The organism is Sphingobacterium hungaricum (assembly GCF_015210005.1).
GTDB lineage: Bacteria > Bacteroidota > Bacteroidia > Sphingobacteriales > Sphingobacteriaceae > Sphingobacterium > Sphingobacterium hungaricum.
This window is the reverse complement of the sequence record NZ_MU158698.1, coordinates 1740210-1753015: the sequence shown is the minus strand read 5'-3', so window position 1 is coordinate 1753015 and position 12806 is coordinate 1740210. Positions and strand designations below refer to the sequence as shown.

Here is a 12806-nt window from a genome sequence, read left to right as displayed (position 1 = left end):
CATGTCCATAAAAGTTGAAAATCTGACAAAAACCTATGGCAATCAAAAAGCTGTTGATGGCCTATCTTTCGAAATCGGCGAACAGAAAATCGTTGGTTTTTTAGGGCCTAATGGTGCCGGAAAATCGACAACGATGAAATGCATCACTGGAATTTTGCCTTTTGAGCAAGGAACGATTTCGATTAGTGGTTTCAATATTCAGACCGACCCCCTGACAGCCAAGCGTCAAATCGGTTTTCTTCCCGAACACAATCCTTTGTACACGGACTTATATGTCAAGGAAATTTTAGCTTATGAAGCCGATTTACAGCAAGTAAAAAACAAACAACGACGGATTGAGGAAGTTATTGCATTGACAGGTCTGCAACTTGAACAGCATAAAAAAATCAACCAGTTATCTAAAGGCTATCGGCAACGGGTGGGTTTAGCGCTCGCGATAATCCATGACCCAAAAGTGTTGATTCTGGACGAACCCACCACAGGACTTGACCCCAATCAAATCTTAGAAATCCGAAACCTGATAAAAGAATTGGCTAAAAACAAAACGGTGTTGCTGTCCACCCACATTATGCAGGAGGTGGAGGCAATCTGTGATGAGATTATTATCCTTCATAAAGGTATTTTAAAAATCAATTTGCCACTGGCAGAAATCAAGAATCAACAGCAAGACGAAACCGTAGAATCACTCTTTGTCAAACTGACAAATTAATTTTTTGATTTTCTTAAAACTTTATTAATCCTTTCTTGTTAATTAAGGAAACATAAAATTTATAAATATGAAAAAATTAATACTTTCTACGATTTTAGCATTCGGTCTGCTTGCTAGTACGCAAGCGCAAACCGTTTCTACAACTCCACAAAGCTCCGCTAATGTAGGCATGGCGCCTATCAAAGCTGGAAACTGGATGGTAGGTGGTTCTGTAGGAAATATCGGCTACAGCTTTGAAGGAAAATCATTTGGTATTTCTTTAAGTCCTAGAGCTGGATACTTTGTTGCAGATGGTCTTGCTGTTGGTGCTCAAGCTTTATTAGGTCTTCAAACCCAAGATGAACAAGAGAATGTATGGAACTATGGTATTGCACCATTTGTACGTTATTACTTCCCAGGAGGTTCTAGCGCTTCAGGACGTTTCTTTGGACAAGGTGATGTCGGTATCGAGGGAAGTAACCCAGGAGATGGTGTTAGCTTAAAGTTAGGAGCAAATGTGGGATATGCACACTTTGTTACTAATTCAGTTGCTTTGGAGGTGATGGCAGGATACAATTATTCAAAAGCTACTGTCAGTGGCGTCGACAATTCTCAAAATGGCTTAGGTGTTAGCCTTGGTTTCCAAATTTATTTGCCAGGACAAAAATAGAAAATCGCTTTTTTACATAAATTTAGGAAGCACAGACCGCGAGGGTTTGTGCTTTCTTGCTTTACAGGGTTTTAATTCCTAATTTCGAGACATCAAATTTTCATACCCTTGTTCAGTATTTATAAAAGAGAGACCGCTTCATATTTTAATTCACTAATCGGCTATTTAGCCATAGGAATTTTTCTTATCGTAACCGGATTAGTTACTTGGGTATTTCCAGACACGTCGATTCTGGATGCTGGTTTTGCATCGTTGGAAGGTTTCTTTTCCATCTCTCCCTATTTGTTTATGTTTTTGATTCCGGCAATCAGCATGCGCACCATTGCAGGAGAAAAAGCCGATGGAACCTACGAACTTTTATTGAGCAGGCCCGTTGAAATCAAAAAAATCATCTTAGCCAAATTCTTTGCTTGCGTAACGATTACGGCGCTAGCGATTTTGCCCACATGCATCTACGCGATTTCCATCTATTTGTTAGCAAATCCTGTTGGAAATATTGATTTGGGCGCGACAATCGGTTCTTACATCGGACTATTGTTGCTTTCTTTTTCATTTGTGGCAATCGGCATATTTTGTTCTTCATTGACCAAAAACTCAATTCTTGCATTTTTAACTGCCGTTTTTGTTTCTTTTATCTTCTACGATGGCTTTAATTCCATCAGCCAGCTATCCATTTTCACTGATTCATCTGAACAAGTAAAAGAATTGGGCATTCAGGAGCACTACAATGCCATTAGCCGTGGTGTTTTGACGGTTCGTGATTTTATTTATTTCCTATCCATCACTTCTTTTTTTCTGTTATTGTCCGTAGGACATCTAAACCGAAAATTTCAAAAGAGAAAGAAAACGCTCTTGACCTACGCTGGCGTAATTATCGTTTTAATTGTCCTGAATTGCTTTGTTGCTCCGCAATTAACCAACCGAATTGATTTTACGCAAGATAAGCGCTACACCCTATCCAACACGACGAAGAATACGATTAAAGAAATCGACGATGATATTTACATCACGCTGTTTTTAGACGGAAATCTTCCGAGCGGATTTAACCGCTTGAAGAATTCAGCCATCGATATGATTGCTGATTTAAGGTCTTATTCCGATGGAAAAGTGAAATACAATGTCATCAATCCCTTGGAAGGCAGTCAGCAAGAACAGCAGGAATTCACAACGGCTTTGACTGAGCGAGGATTGTATCCTACCAATTTAAATGTCAAATCCGAAGATGGATTTTCACAGAAACTGATTTTCCCTTGGGCAATTGTAGGAAACGCAGAACATGAAATCGCTGTCAATTTATTGCAAAATAAAACTGGATTAGACCCCAACGAAGTATTAAATAATTCCGTTCAAAACCTTGAATATGCTTTTATTTCTTCCATCAAAAAAGTAACGGCTAAGGAAGTTCCGTTTATCGGTTTTACGGAAGGCCATGGAGAGCCAACAGATTTGGAATTGTATGATGCGATGCAATCCCTGATGGGTGGAAATCAGGTAGGCAGAGTGAATTTAGATTCGACAACCTATGAATCGTTGAAACAATTATCGGTCTTGTTCGTGGTCAAGCCTTTAGAAAAGTTTTCAGAAAGCGACAAATACAAAATTGATTATTTCGTCAGAAATGGCGGAAAAGTTGTTTGGGCGTTGGACCAAGTCAATGCAAGCTTAGATAATCTCCGTGTAACGGGAAGCCAATCCATTATCGGTCGGGATTTGAATCTGGACGATTTGCTTTTTCTATATGGGGCGCGCTTCAATTACAATTTAGTAGCGGACTTGAATTGTTCCCAGATTCCGATTACAATGGCTGGCGCAACAGGCCAAAGCCAAATTGAATTGGCGCCTTGGTATTTCTTCCCGATACTGATGCCGACTTCTCAAAATCCAATCGTCAAAAATCTGGATGGAATCCGTACTGAATTTATCGGAACATTGGATACCATTGCGAATGCTGAAATAAAGAAAGAGATTGTTCTAAGTTCGTCTCCTTTTACCCGAATCATCAATACGCCAAACAGCATTTCTTTGCAAATGGTTGAAGAACAGCCCGACCCTAAGACTTTCCGCACTGCTCCTGCTCCTGTAGCAATGACCTTGTCTGGAAAATTCCCATACCTATTTAAAGACCGGCCGACGCCTGTAGGAATCAGCGAAGCGGTAGATTTAAGTGCAACGTCCCAAGAATCTAAAATGTTTTTGATTGCGGATGGAGATTGGTTAATCAATCAAGTCAACGCAAAAGACCAGTCGCCCTATCCATTGGGCTGGGACCGATATAGCGAACAGCAATTTGCCAACAAAATATTGCTTGAAAATGTGGTGGATTATTTGTTGAATGATGAAAGTTTGATTCAACTCAGGAACCGAGAAATCAAGCTTCGCTTATTAAATGCATCAGTCGTCAAAAGTGAGAAGGTAAAATGGCAAGTCATCAATGTGCTTTTTCCTATAGTCGTGTTAGTGCTCTTTGGGCTTATCCAACACTATTTACGTAAACGAAAATTCGGCAAAAAAACTGCTTAACAATTTATGTGATTCAACAATGAACAGCGAAAAAGACTACATAGACCGATATTACATGACCGAAGTCGACAAGTATTCGGATAGCATTTATTGTCATCATACCGTGATGGGCGAACACGTGGAAGAGCATCAGCATCACAAAGGTCAGTTTTTATATACCGAGGGCGGAATTGTATTTCTTAAAACTCCTGAAAAATCCTATTTTTTGCCTGCAAGGCATTACATCTGGATTCCGGCAGGAACGCGTCACAGCATACATCCAAGCAGTCCAACTGTAATCATGAGGAATCTGTATTTCCCAAAATTTGATACCGACAGCCTGTTTTATGAGAAAATAAATATTTATCCGGTAAATGATTTGTTGATTGAATTGATTATGTTTTCAAATCGCTGGAATGGCAATATCCATAAGAGTGACGAGCCGAATTATACATTGGCGAAATCATTTAAATTGATTTTACCTGAACTTTCGCAATCGGAATTGCCATTGGCTTTGCCATACCCTAACAATCCATTGCTCATCCAAGTCATCACCTATCTGGAAAAGGATTTATCAAAAAATGTGACTTTCAATGAATTGTCAGAACATTTTGATGTGGGCGAACGCACATTAGCTCGCTTATTTCAAAAAGAAATCAACATGTCCTTTATCCAATATTATACTATTCTGCGCATGTTGACTGCCTTAAAACTTTTATTGGACGAAAAATTAAGCATCAAGGAAGTTTCCAATCGCGTCGGTTACCATAGCCTGCCTACATTTAGCAATACGTTTCATAAAATAATTGGGGTAAGGCCAAGTGAATATGTCAAAAAGAAAAGCTATCTGTTATAATAACTTCTTGCTTAAACACAGCTCATAAAAACCTACACCTAGTTTTTGTTCCGTTATCGGAATTCAAAAAGAAAATTTCTGAAAGTAATTTTTAGAAAACAATCATTCTTTAGCGAACATATTTCCTATATTTAAGAATGAAAACTTATACTTACCTAATTGTCTTGTCTCTTGCTTTAGCTAATTTACTTACAGCTAATGCATTATTTGCGCAAAAAGTTCCGCATGTAAAACCCATTCAGTTGTTCAATGGAAAAGACATTAAAGACTGGACTCCAAAAATCAGACATCAAGATGTAGGAGTAAATTATGCCAATACCTTTCGTGTAGAAGACGGCTTAATGAAAGTCCGCTACGATGGCTATGACGAATTTAATCAGCAATACGGACACATCGCTTACAACAAACCTTTTAGTTATTATATTCTGCGTGTGGAATACCGCTTTGTAGACGAACAAGCCAAAGGTGGTGAGGGTTGGGCTTGGGCCAATAGCGGAGCCATGTTGCACGGTCAAGACCCAAAGACCATGTTAAAAGACCAGGATTTCCCGATTTCTATTGAAGGCCAATTATTGGGCGGAGATGGTAAGAATGCTCGTTCAACATCAAATCTATGTACTCCAGGGACGAATGTCGTGATGGATGGAAAATTGTTTACGCCACACTGCATCAGCTCTACATCAAAAACATATCACGGTGACCAATGGGTTACAGCTGATTTTGTGGTATTAGGTGATTCGTTGATTCAGCACGTTTTGGAAAACCAAGTTGTTTTATCGTATAGCAAACCTCAGATTGGTGGTGGAAATGTGGAAAGCTTTGATGCGAATCAGAAAAAAGACGGACAAGCATTGACTTCAGGCTTTATCTATTTGCAAAGCGAAAGCCATCCGGTTGACTTTAGAAAAGTTGAATTATACAACTTGGATAAGTTCAAAAACAAACCTGAAGTATTGAACCAAATTATTGAGACTATACTTAAAGGAAAATAAAGAAACCAAACAAGAAAGGGGATGCGTTGTTACACATCCCCAATAGTATTATCAAGCTTAAAAATTAACCTAAAGTATTAACGAATTTCGTTAATTTAGATTTGTTGTTCGAAGCTTTTTTCTTGTGAATTACGTTTTTCTTCGCTAAACGGTCTAACATAGAGATTACACGAGGTAACAAATCTTTTGCTTCTGAAGCAACAGTTGTGCTACGCAATTTTTTGATTGCATTACGTGTAGTTTTTGCTTGGTAACGATTTCTCAAACGTTTTGTAGCATTTGCTCTAATTCTTTTAATCGACGATTTATGATTTGCCATTTTTTCTTAGCTCTATTATATTTTTATACTAAATTTCGGACTGCAAAAATAACCAGATTAATTCAATAATCAAAATGTTTTTAAAGATTTTGAAATGATTACTTTTGTACATGCAAAAATTATCAATGGATGAGCTCCAAAGAATGGATGTAGAGTCCTTTAAAGAATTTCAAAAATTCCCCATAACCCTTGTATTGGATAATGTAAGAAGCATGCATAACGTGGGTTCAAGTTTTCGGACAGCCGATGGATTTGCAATCGAAAAAATAATTTTATGTGGCATCACTGCTCAGCCTCCGCACCGCGAGATTGAAAAAACAGCTTTAGGTGCTACGAAGTCGGTAGAATGGGAACATGTTGAGCAGACGATGGATGCAATTCAAAAATTAAAAGCAGAAAATTATACGATTTTAGCTATTGAACAGGCTCAAGAAAGTATTTCTCTAGAGAATTTCAGCCTATCGGCTGACAAAAAATATGCGTTGATTTTTGGAAATGAAGTTCATGGAGTCGACGAAGAAGTAATGAAAATCATCGACCATTGCATTGAAATCCCACAATTTGGCACAAAACATTCGTTTAATGTTTCCGTTTCGGTCGGAATAGTTTTATGGGATTTTATCCATAAATTAAGATTTACATAAAATACACAAATTGATTACAGGTTAAATTTTTAGAAGTCACAGCAAAATAGTAGATTTGCTATGCAAAAAAACAGATAAAATGAGTGTATTAGTTAATAAAGATTCCAAAGTAATTGTTCAGGGTTTTACCGGAAACGAAGGAACTTACCATGCGTCTCAAATGATTGAGTACGGTACAAATGTCGTTGGCGGTGTAACACCGGGAAAAGGTGGCCAAAGCCACTTAGATCGTCCAGTATTTAACACCGTACAAGATGCTGTGGATAAAGCTGGCGCAAATGTTTCTATTATTTTTGTACCACCGGCATTTGCTGCTGATGCAATTATGGAAGCTGCTGCTGCAGGAATTGAAGTCATTGTATGTATTACGGAAGGAATTCCTACTAAAGATATGATTCAAGTAAAATCTTACTTGAGCGATAAAAAATCTCGTTTAATTGGCCCTAACTGTCCAGGTGTCATTAGTGCTGACGAAGCGAAAATCGGTATTATGCCAGGTTTTATCTTCAAAAAAGGAAATGTAGGGATTGTTTCTAAATCAGGTACATTAACGTACGAAGCAGTTGACCAAACCGTGAAAGCTGGTTTAGGAATCACAACAGCAATCGGAATTGGTGGTGACCCAATCATTGGAACAACGACTAAAGAAGCTGTAGAATTATTAATGAACGATCCAGAAACTGAAGGTATCATCATGATTGGTGAAATCGGTGGTGGCATGGAAGCGGAAGCTGCAAAATGGATCAAAGAACATGGTACAAAACCAGTTGTTGGATTTATCGCTGGCCAAACAGCGCCTCCAGGACGCCGTATGGGTCACGCAGGAGCAATCGTTGGCGGAGCTGATGATACAGCAGCAGCGAAGATGAAAATCATGGCTGAGTGCGGTATCCGTGTTGTAGAATCTCCAGCAGAAATCGGAAAAGCAATCGCTGAAGAATTAGCAAAATAATTCAAACAAATTATTCCATAAAAAAATCCCGAAACTAAACGTTTCGGGATTTTTTGTTCCAGCAGTTTTTGCCTCCTGAATTATAGCGATGATTTCTTTTCGTAGACATTGATTGAATTCGAGATATCATCCATCGAAAAATTGCCTTTCACTTCTACATAGATTTGATCTTGATCATCGGAGATGCAAAGCAATAATTTTTTAATCTTATTCTTCTTGATCTTTCCATTGATCGAAATCCGGCTACCGTCGCTATACAGGCTGGCGAATTCTTCCATGTTCTGATGGTCCAGGTAGTTCGAGAAGCTTTTGTAAATGCGATCCGTATTCTGCGCATTCGATAAGGCCATAAATTTGACACTTTTGATATTCAAGATGGCTTTTCTCACCAACTCATTCTCTTCGGAAGCCAATTCTTTGACGATAAAAGGTCTAGCAAGAAACATCGGCATTCGCATCGAAACAATTTCAGCATCACGGCCAGCTAACGATCGATCGACAAAGCTCATATTGGATCCGCGTTTGACATAACAGGATTGCATGCTAAATAGTAGAGCAATCGCACAGAAGGTATAAAGTAATCTTTTCATATTAATTCTCCTCAGCAACTAGTTTGTTAATATCGGCATACGAAATCGCGCCGTCCAAAATCATAAAGATTGTACTTCCTTCGGTTGAAATATTCAACAAAAGGTTTTTGAGCACGTCGCCTTCCGTTTCCTGCGCTAGAAATTTCACTTTATTCTTTTCGCTATTGATCGAAATCAGCTCTTCATAATGGATATTATTAAATGCATTTTTCACTTGATTTTGAATGATATTATTTTCCCCATCCTCAACGATCAGCATTTTGATGGAGTTTATCTTTGTCAGCAAAGGTCGAATCTGATTGAGATCATCATCCTGAATATTAAATTTACTGATCACATTAAACATCGGTTTCCCGATTTTTATGGATGTCACTCCCTGTGCTTCTTGATAAGTTTCAAAAATTTTATCCAAAGCAGAGATTTGGGCATTTGCTACTGTGGAAAACAGCAACAAAAGCAGGCTAAATATTATTTTCATGGTTTCTATTTTTTGCGTTTTATAATTCAATTGATATGTATTTCATTTTATCCATAGCCGATTTTCCATCGCTCATGTTGCTCGCAAGTAATTTCAGCGATGACAAGGTGATTCTCTCTGCCTCTGCTTCATCATAAATGGGCTTTCCATTTACGATAACATAAGCTTCTTGAGCTGTTTCCAAAATCTCCGGCTCTTTTTCGGCTACGTGTTGTTTTTTGGCTTTAGTTATTTGTCTTTTTTCTGCTGTCGCAATGACTTTATCCGGTACGAGTTCTGCCCTAGGTTCTGCCTTTAAAATCTGAGCAACCAATTTTTCTTGTTCAGGATAATCCGCATTTTCTGTTTGAAATGAATTGATTAAAAACAGGGATCCAACTAGCAAAGCCATTGCGACCGCTCCGTATTTCCAAAAAATAGGTTTCGCTATTTTCTTATTCGGCAATGTGTTTATTTCCTTTTCTGTTGTCGCAATGCCCATGAATTCGTCAAAATCCAAATCCATTTTATCTTTGGAAATCTCATTCAGACCCTTGAACATCGGCTCTTGATTTTGTGATTTCAACAGACGCTCCTCTTCCAAAGAAGTAGCTCCATTCAAATATTTATCTTCCGATTCTGTTAATTTGTCCTTTTTCATAATCAAATATTTTTTGCAATTCGAATTTCACCTTATTTCTAGCACGCATTAGATTGCTTCGAATTGCATTTTCTTCCATTCCCAAAACCTCTTTAATTTCAGCGATTTCATATTCTTCGACATCTCTCAAGTGGATTACCGCTTTTTGCTTCTCTGGCAAATCGTTGATCAGTTTAAGTATGATCTCTTTTGTCATTGCCGGATATTCAGCATCTTGGACCCGCTCGAATAACTGATTTTGAAAGAGCTGAACTACTTTAGCATGACGCGATTTGTTGACGATTTCATTGCGCACACAACGCATCGCGTAAGCTTCTATATTATTCACTTTACTTAATTCGTCTCTATTTTGCCAAAACTTCAATAACATTTCCTGAACTAGATCAAATGCATCTTCTTCATCTTTCAGCATACTTTTCGCAAAACGATATAGCTTATCCTTTAAGATGAATACCGTATTTTTAAAAGTAGATTGATCCATTTGTGTCATTTAATAGGTAGACGATTTAACTTTGCAATCCATTGCATGCTTGCGCAATTATTTTTTTACAAAGTCAGAAGAAAAAATAGTCAAACAGTTTTTGTACATTGACCGCTGTAAAATCAACTCAGATTACCATGATCAAACAAGTTCAGATTCTTTTCCTTTTATTCTTTTTTAGCATAAAAATAGGTATTTCCCAAGAGATTAATGAAGAGTATGTAAAAGCACATTTTACAAAAATCGAACGTGAAATTCCAATGCGCGATGGCGTCAAATTATTTACAGCCATTTATATCCCAAAAGATAGCAAAGAAAAAATGCCTATCCTGATGAATAGAACGCCATATACTGTGGCACCGTATGGGGAAGAAAATGTAAAAGCCTATCTAGGAAACTTTCCCGGAATGACTAAAGAAGGGTATATTTTTGTTTACCAAGATGTTCGCGGGAAATGGAAAAGCGAAGGCACATTTGAAAATATCCGTCCTACGGCAACAAAGCAGAATAACCTAAAAATTGATGAAAGCACAGATACTTGGGACACGGTCGATTGGCTGTTAAAAAACATAAATCAAAATAATGGACGCGTTGGCTTGTATGGAATTTCCTATCCTGGGTTTTATTCCACAACGGGTTTAGTGAATGCGCATCCGGCTTTGAAAGCGGTTTCGCCTCAGGCGCCAGTGACCGATTGGTTTATCGGAGATGATTTTAATCATGGCGGTGCCTTATTCTTAATGGATGCTTTTCGGTTTATGTATACTTTCGATGCACCAAGACCAAAACCGATTACTCCAGCGGAAAACACATATAAAGGTTTTGATTTGCCGTCGAAAGATTATTACAAATTCTTTTTGGAAAACCCAACATTAAGCGGAATCAAAAAAGACTACCTAAGCCATACCGTCAAGTTTTGGGACGATTTAGCGAAACACAATACCTTGGATACATTTTGGGTAGCGAGAACAATTACGAATCATCTACAGAACGTGAAGCCAGCTGTGATGGTTGTTGGAGGCTTTTTCGATGCTGAGGATGCTTATGGAACATTTGCGACCTACAAAGCGATTGAAAAAGAAAATCCCAAAAATAAATCCATCTTAGTCGCAGGTCCATGGTTTCATGGTGGCTGGGTGCGTGGCAATGGAGACAGTTTTGGAGACATCCGTTTCAATCAAAAGACGAGTTTGGATTATCAGCAGAAATTTGAATTGCCATTCTTCAATTATTATCTGAAAGATAAAGGAGATTTTAATCCCGCTGAGGCGAATGTTTTTATTTCTGGAAGCAATGAATGGAAATCTTTTAAACAATGGCCTCCAAAAGACGCTACTGCTTTTTCCTTATTTTTAAATGAGCACGGGACATTAACGAAAGAAAAAAATAGCAAAGAGACTAATTTTGTTGAATACGAGAGCAACCCAAATAAGCCTGTCCCTTTTCAAGAGGGCGTGATTACGAACCGGACTAGAGAATACATGATTGATGATCAGCGCTTCGTTTCCAATCGCCCAGATGTGATCTCTTTTCAAACCGAAGCATTGGAAGAGGATTTAACTTTAACTGGTCCAGTGTTAGCGGAGCTAAATGTTTCGATGACCGGAACGGATGCAGATTTTATTGTTAAAATAATTGATGTATATCCAGATACGACGACGATTACATCGCCCATTTTGGAAACAAAAGTGATGCAAGGATATCAGATGCTAGTTCGAGGTGAAATCTTAAGAGGCAAATTTAGGAATAGCTTTTCGACACCGGAGGCATTTGTTCCGAATGAAATTACAGCGGTAAATTTAACTTTGCCCGATATTGGACATACGTTCAAGAAGGGACATAAGCTGATGGTGCAAATCCAGCATTCTTGGTTTCCTTTAGTCGACCGCAATCCAAATCAATTTATGGATATCTACCAAGCCAAAGCGGAAGATTACCTTAAAAATACGCATAGGATCTATTTTGATAATCAGCATGAAAGCAAGGTAACTTTTGGAAAATTAAATTAATCTTTCACAAATATTAAAGCGATGGAAAGTAGCTCAAAACAACTTGCAGATCGATTTAGAGAAGTTATTCTCCACGGAACTTTTATAGCCAATACAAACTATAGACAGGAATTACAAGGATTGAGTTTATCTATAGCCAATGCAAAAGTCGGAACGCTAAATACAATTGCGACTATTGCACAGCATATCAACTATTATGTGGAAGGAGTTCTAAAAGTATTTGATTTTAGGACTTTGGATATCAAAGACAAGTTTAGTTTCGACTTTAAGCCATTAACGGTTCAATCTGATTGGGACGGCTTTCTAAATAGATTTTGGAATAACTGTGAGCAATTGGCACTACATTTCGAAAAATTAAATAATGAGGAACTGGACAACGTGTTTGTTGAAGAAAAATATGGAAGCTATCTACGTAATTTAGAAGGCATGATTGAACATTGTTATTACCATCTTGGGCAAATTGTACTATTAAAGAAATTGGCCGTAAGTCAATAATTATCTATTATACCTCAATACGTATTATACTATTCCATTTGTTTATATAGGATTTAATTGGATGCATATATACTTTATGCCTGAATGAACCAATCGCGGATTTTATAAAATTGGATATCAAATCTCCAAGTAATCCTTACTCCTTGTTCCTTATTCCTTGCTCCCTCAAAAAAAACTGTTATAGCAAAAAGCCCTTGTCTGTTTCCAGCAAGGGCTTCTGTGTAAAAAAAGGCACCGACCTACTCTCCCACCTGTTACGGCAATACCATCGGCTCTGGCGGGCTTGACTGCTCTGTTCGGAATGGGAAGAGGTAGACACCGCCGATATAGGCACCTGAATATCTTTATTAGTAGCTAGTAGCTAGATGTTAGTAGTTAGAACTCTTGGCTTCAGCCTTATCTTGTCTATATACTAAATACTATATACTTAAGCACTAATCTAATGACTATTGAAAGAAAATCATATCAAAGAGGAAGACAACAGTGTCTCTGC

General features: G+C 38.0%; 14 protein-coding genes and 1 rRNA gene. 9 read left to right on the top strand and 6 right to left on the bottom strand.

All coding sequences use genetic code 11. From position 1 onward, the window contains the following. Position 1 precedes the first annotated feature (1 nt). The 5 genes from C4F49_RS10865 (at position 2) to C4F49_RS10845 (ending at position 5705) form a co-directional block, all read left to right on the top strand. Positions 2-709, top strand: coding sequence for an ATP-binding cassette domain-containing protein (locus tag C4F49_RS10865; RefSeq protein ID WP_196935868.1), 708 nt, complete (start codon positions 2-4; stop codon positions 707-709). A gap of 67 nt (positions 710-776) precedes the next feature. Further along, the gene (locus C4F49_RS10860; RefSeq protein ID WP_196935867.1) at positions 777-1358 is read left to right on the top strand and encodes a hypothetical protein; all 582 of its coding nucleotides are present in this window, start codon (positions 777-779) and stop codon (positions 1356-1358) included. A 108-nt stretch (positions 1359-1466) separates the two neighbouring features. Further along, positions 1467-3878 (top strand): gliding motility-associated ABC transporter substrate-binding protein GldG, encoded by a 2412-nt coding sequence (gene gldG, locus C4F49_RS10855; protein WP_196935866.1) that lies wholly within the window; start codon positions 1467-1469, stop codon positions 3876-3878. Positions 3879-3897: 19 nt separating this feature from the next. Beyond that, positions 3898-4713, top strand: coding sequence for a helix-turn-helix transcriptional regulator (locus tag C4F49_RS10850; protein ID WP_196935865.1), 816 nt, complete (start codon positions 3898-3900; stop codon positions 4711-4713). Positions 4714-4850: 137 nt separating this feature from the next. After that, positions 4851-5705: a 3-keto-disaccharide hydrolase gene (locus C4F49_RS10845; RefSeq protein ID WP_196935864.1), complete on the top strand. Its 855-nt coding sequence runs from the start codon at positions 4851-4853 to the stop codon at positions 5703-5705. 64 nt (positions 5706-5769) lie between these two features. Here C4F49_RS10845 and rpsT read toward each other — a convergent pair whose 3' ends face one another. Then, a complete protein-coding gene (gene rpsT, locus C4F49_RS10840) occupies positions 5770-6024 on the bottom strand; it encodes a 30S ribosomal protein S20 (protein WP_196935863.1) in 255 nt (84 codons plus the stop codon). Between the two features lie 110 nt (positions 6025-6134). Here rpsT and C4F49_RS10835 point away from each other — a divergent pair, with 110 nt between their 5' ends. After that, a complete protein-coding gene (locus C4F49_RS10835) occupies positions 6135-6668 on the top strand; it encodes an RNA methyltransferase (protein ID WP_196935862.1) in 534 nt (177 codons plus the stop codon). Positions 6669-6747: 79 nt separating this feature from the next. Beyond that, positions 6748-7620, top strand: coding sequence for a succinate--CoA ligase subunit alpha (gene sucD / locus C4F49_RS10830; protein ID WP_196935861.1), 873 nt, complete (start codon positions 6748-6750; stop codon positions 7618-7620). Between the two features lie 80 nt (positions 7621-7700). On the opposite strand, the gene C4F49_RS10825 is transcribed toward sucD, so the two are convergent. Genes C4F49_RS10825 through C4F49_RS10810 form a run of 4 tightly spaced genes read right to left on the bottom strand, consistent with a single transcriptional unit; the run spans position 7701 to position 9809 of the window. Further along, positions 7701-8210: a DUF4252 domain-containing protein gene (locus tag C4F49_RS10825; RefSeq protein WP_196935860.1), complete on the bottom strand. Its 510-nt coding sequence runs from the start codon at positions 8208-8210 to the stop codon at positions 7701-7703. A gap of 1 nt (position 8211) precedes the next feature. Then, positions 8212-8688 (bottom strand): DUF4252 domain-containing protein, encoded by a 477-nt coding sequence (locus tag C4F49_RS10820; protein ID WP_196935859.1) that lies wholly within the window; start codon positions 8686-8688, stop codon positions 8212-8214. Positions 8689-8707: 19 nt separating this feature from the next. Further along, a complete protein-coding gene (locus tag C4F49_RS10815; protein WP_196935858.1) occupies positions 8708-9328 on the bottom strand; it encodes a hypothetical protein in 621 nt (206 codons plus the stop codon). Continuing rightward, the gene (locus tag C4F49_RS10810; protein ID WP_196935857.1) at positions 9294-9809 is read right to left on the bottom strand and encodes an RNA polymerase sigma factor; all 516 of its coding nucleotides are present in this window, start codon (positions 9807-9809) and stop codon (positions 9294-9296) included. The genes C4F49_RS10815 and C4F49_RS10810 overlap by 35 nt, the downstream gene beginning before the upstream one ends. Before the next feature lie 137 nt (positions 9810-9946). Here C4F49_RS10810 and C4F49_RS10805 point away from each other — a divergent pair, with 137 nt between their 5' ends. Continuing rightward, a complete protein-coding gene (locus tag C4F49_RS10805) occupies positions 9947-11818 on the top strand; it encodes a CocE/NonD family hydrolase (RefSeq protein ID WP_196935856.1) in 1872 nt (623 codons plus the stop codon). Between the two features lie 21 nt (positions 11819-11839). Then, complete coding sequence (locus C4F49_RS10800) at positions 11840-12313, top strand: DUF1572 domain-containing protein (RefSeq protein WP_196935855.1); 474 nt, start codon at positions 11840-11842, stop codon at positions 12311-12313. A gap of 226 nt (positions 12314-12539) precedes the next feature. Here the strand turns inward: C4F49_RS10800 and rrf are convergent. Then, positions 12540-12651: ribosomal RNA gene (gene rrf / locus C4F49_RS10795) — 5S ribosomal RNA — on the bottom strand. Positions 12652-12806 lie beyond the last annotated feature (155 nt).

What these genes read in the sequence shown, in the direction of transcription:
- C4F49_RS10865 (WP_196935868.1), top strand. Translation starts at nt 2, where the DNA reads ATGTCCATAAAAGTTGAAAATCTGACAAAAACCTATGGCAATCAAAAA.
- C4F49_RS10860 (WP_196935867.1), top strand. Translation starts at nt 777, where the DNA reads ATGAAAAAATTAATACTTTCTACGATTTTAGCATTCGGTCTGCTTGCT.
- C4F49_RS10850 (WP_196935865.1), top strand. Translation starts at nt 3,898, where the DNA reads ATGAACAGCGAAAAAGACTACATAGACCGATATTACATGACCGAAGTC.
- C4F49_RS10845 (WP_196935864.1), top strand. Translation starts at nt 4,851, where the DNA reads ATGAAAACTTATACTTACCTAATTGTCTTGTCTCTTGCTTTAGCTAAT.
- rpsT (WP_196935863.1), bottom strand. Translation starts at nt 6,024, where the DNA reads ATGGCAAATCATAAATCGTCGATTAAAAGAATTAGAGCAAATGCTACA.
- C4F49_RS10835 (WP_196935862.1), top strand. Translation starts at nt 6,135, where the DNA reads ATGCAAAAATTATCAATGGATGAGCTCCAAAGAATGGATGTAGAGTCC.
- sucD (WP_196935861.1), top strand. Translation starts at nt 6,748, where the DNA reads ATGAGTGTATTAGTTAATAAAGATTCCAAAGTAATTGTTCAGGGTTTT.
- C4F49_RS10825 (WP_196935860.1), bottom strand. Translation starts at nt 8,210, where the DNA reads ATGAAAAGATTACTTTATACCTTCTGTGCGATTGCTCTACTATTTAGC.
- C4F49_RS10820 (WP_196935859.1), bottom strand. Translation starts at nt 8,688, where the DNA reads ATGAAAATAATATTTAGCCTGCTTTTGTTGCTGTTTTCCACAGTAGCA.
- C4F49_RS10815 (WP_196935858.1), bottom strand. Translation starts at nt 9,328, where the DNA reads ATGAAAAAGGACAAATTAACAGAATCGGAAGATAAATATTTGAATGGA.
- C4F49_RS10810 (WP_196935857.1), bottom strand. Translation starts at nt 9,809, where the DNA reads ATGGATCAATCTACTTTTAAAAATACGGTATTCATCTTAAAGGATAAG.
- C4F49_RS10805 (WP_196935856.1), top strand. Translation starts at nt 9,947, where the DNA reads ATGATCAAACAAGTTCAGATTCTTTTCCTTTTATTCTTTTTTAGCATA.
- C4F49_RS10800 (WP_196935855.1), top strand. Translation starts at nt 11,840, where the DNA reads ATGGAAAGTAGCTCAAAACAACTTGCAGATCGATTTAGAGAAGTTATT.